General features: G+C 50.9%; 2 rRNA genes. Both read left to right on the top strand.

Annotated features, from left to right (window positions below):
* Window positions 1-2,576: ribosomal RNA gene (locus tag V6E76_RS11310) — 23S ribosomal RNA — on the top strand; the annotation flags it as partial.
* Between the two features lie 72 nt (window positions 2,577-2,648).
* A 5S ribosomal RNA gene (rrf, locus tag V6E76_RS11305) occupies window positions 2,649-2,763 on the top strand.

The raw sequence follows: 2,763 nt of genomic DNA, 5'->3' as shown, positions 1-2,763 counted from the left end.
GACATTTAGACGAATGGTCTGGGAAGGCCAACCGTAGGGGGTAAGAGTCCCGTAGTTGAAAGATGAAACAATTTAGAATGTATCCTGAGTACGGCGGAACACGAGGAATTCCGTCGGAATCTGGGAGGACCATCTCCCAAGGCTAAATACTCCTTGGTGACCGATAGTGAACCAGTACCGTGAGGGAAAGGTGAAAAGCACCCCGGGAGGGGAGTGAAATAGAACCTGAAACCATGTGCTTACAAGTAGTCAGAGCCCGTTAAGGGGTGATGGCGTGCCTTTTGTAGAATGAACCGGCGAGTTACGAATATATGCAAGGTTAAGCAGAGAATGTGGAGCCGCAGCGAAAGCGAGTCTGAAATGGGCGAATGAGTATATGTTTGTAGACGCGAAACCAGGTGATCTACCCATGACCAGGCTGAAGTTCAGGTAACACTGAATGGAGGGCCGAACCGACTTACGTTGAAAAGTGACCGGATGAGTTGTGGGTAGGGGTGAAATTCCAATCGAACCTGGAGATAGCTCGTTCTCTCCGAAATATATTTAGGTATAGCCTCATATTAGCATCGTGGAGGTAGAGCACTGTTTGGATGAGGGGCCCATCCCGGGTTACCGAGTTCATACAAACTCCGAATGCCATAGATGTGATGTATGGGAGTCAGACAGTGGGTGATAAGGTCCATTGTCGAGAGGGAAACAGCCCAGACCACCAGTTAAGGTCCCCAAATATATGTTAAGTGGAAAAGGATGTGGCGTTGCACAGACAACTAGGATGTTGGCTTAGAAGCAGCCATCATTTAAAGAGTGCGTAATAGCTCACTAGTCGAGTGACGCTGCGCCGAAAATGTACCGGGGCTAAACATATTACCGAAACTGTGGATTAAAATTTATTTTAATGGTAGGAGAGCGTTCTAAGTGCGGCGAAGCATGACCGAGAGGACATGTGGAGCGCTTAGAAGTGAGAATGCCGGTGTGAGTAGCGAAAGACGGGTGAGAATCCCGTCCACCGAACGACTAAGGTTTCCAGAGGTAGGCTCGTCCGCTCTGGGTAAGTCGGGACCTAAGCCGAGGCGAAAAGCGTAGGCGATGGACAACAGGTAGAAATTCCTGTACCAGATGATTGCATTTGAGTGAAGTAGTGACGCAGAAGGAAAAGATGAGCGCGCGGAAGGAAGAGCGCGTCCAAGCCATAAGGCTGCATGTTAGGCAAATCCGGCATGCGTAAGGCTGAGTGGTGATGGGGAGCCGAAAATAGTAGGCGAAGCATACGGACTCACACTGCCAAGAAAAGCTGCTAGCGAGTAATTGATCTGCCCGTACCGTAAACCGACACAGGTAGTTGGGAAGAGAATTCTAAGGTGAGCGAGCGAACTCTCGTTAAGGAACTCGGCAAAATGACCCCGTAACTTCGGGAGAAGGGGTGCTTATAGAAATATAAGCCGCAGTGAATAGGCCCAAGCGACTGTTTACCAAAAACACAGGTCTCTGCCAAACCGAAAGGTGACGTATAGGGGCTGACGCCTGCCCGGTGCTGGAAGGTTAAGAGGAGTGCTTAGCATAAGCGAAGGTACGAATTGAAGCCCCAGTAAACGGCGGCCGTAACTATAACGGTCCTAAGGTAGCGAAATTCCTTGTCAGGTAAGTTCTGACCCGCACGAAAGGCGTAACGATTTGGGCACTGTCTCAACGAGAGGCTCGGTGAAATCATAGTACCTGTGAAGATGCAGGTTACCCGCGACAGGACGGAAAGACCCCGTGGAGCTTTACTGTAGTTTGATATTGAATCTCGACTCCACCTGTACAGGATAGGTGGGAGCCGATGAAGCATGGACGTTAGTTTATGTGGAGGCACTGGTGGGATACCACCCTGGTGTGGTTGAGGTTCTAACCCGCAGCCGTGATCCGGCTGGGAGACAGTGTCAGATGGACAGTTTGACTGGGGCGGTCGCCTCCTAAAGAGTAACGGAGGCGCTCAAAGGTACCCTCAGAATGGTTGGAAATCATTCATAGAGTGTAAAGGCACAAGGGTGCTTGACTGCGAGACCAACAAGTCGAGCAGGGTCGAAAGACGGACTTAGTGATCCGGTGGTTCCGCATGGAAGGGCCATCGCTCAACGGATAAAAGCTACCCCGGGGATAACAGGCTTATCTCCCCCAAGAGTTCACATCGACGGGGAGGTTTGGCACCTCGATGTCGGCTCATCGCATCCTGGGGCTGTAGTCGGTCCCAAGGGTTGGGCTGTTCGCCCATTAAAGCGGTACGCGAGCTGGGTTCAGAACGTCGTGAGACAGTTCGGTCCCTATCCGTCGTGGGCGTAGGAAATTTGAGAGGCGCTGTCCTTAGTACGAGAGGACCGGGATGGACATACCACTGGTGTACCAGTTGTCGTGCCAACGGCATAGCTGGGTAGCTACGTATGGACGGGATAAATGCTGAAAGCATCTAAGCATGAAGCCCCCCTCAAGATGAGATTTCCCCAATAGATGCCTCAGAGACTATGAGGTTGATAGGTTCGGCGTGTAAGTGTGGTGACACATTGAGCGGACGAATACTAATCCATCGAAGACTTATTCAAAGTAAGAAATTCAGAGTGCGTTCACTCTTTACTGACACTTCTATTTGGTTTTGAATGTATATACATTCAAAGTCTGGCGGCGATGGCGGAGAGGCCACACCTGTTCCCATGTCGAACACAGTAGTTAAGCTCTCCAGCGCCGATGGTAGTTGGACTGACGTCCCGTGAGAGTAGGACGCTGCCAGGC

The sequence above is a fragment of the Jeotgalicoccus huakuii genome (assembly GCF_036665975.1).
Taxonomy (GTDB): Bacteria; Bacillota; Bacilli; order Staphylococcales; family Salinicoccaceae; genus Jeotgalicoccus; species Jeotgalicoccus marinus.
Note: the sequence above shows the minus strand (reverse complement) of the source record. Positions and strands in the feature narration are given on the sequence as shown.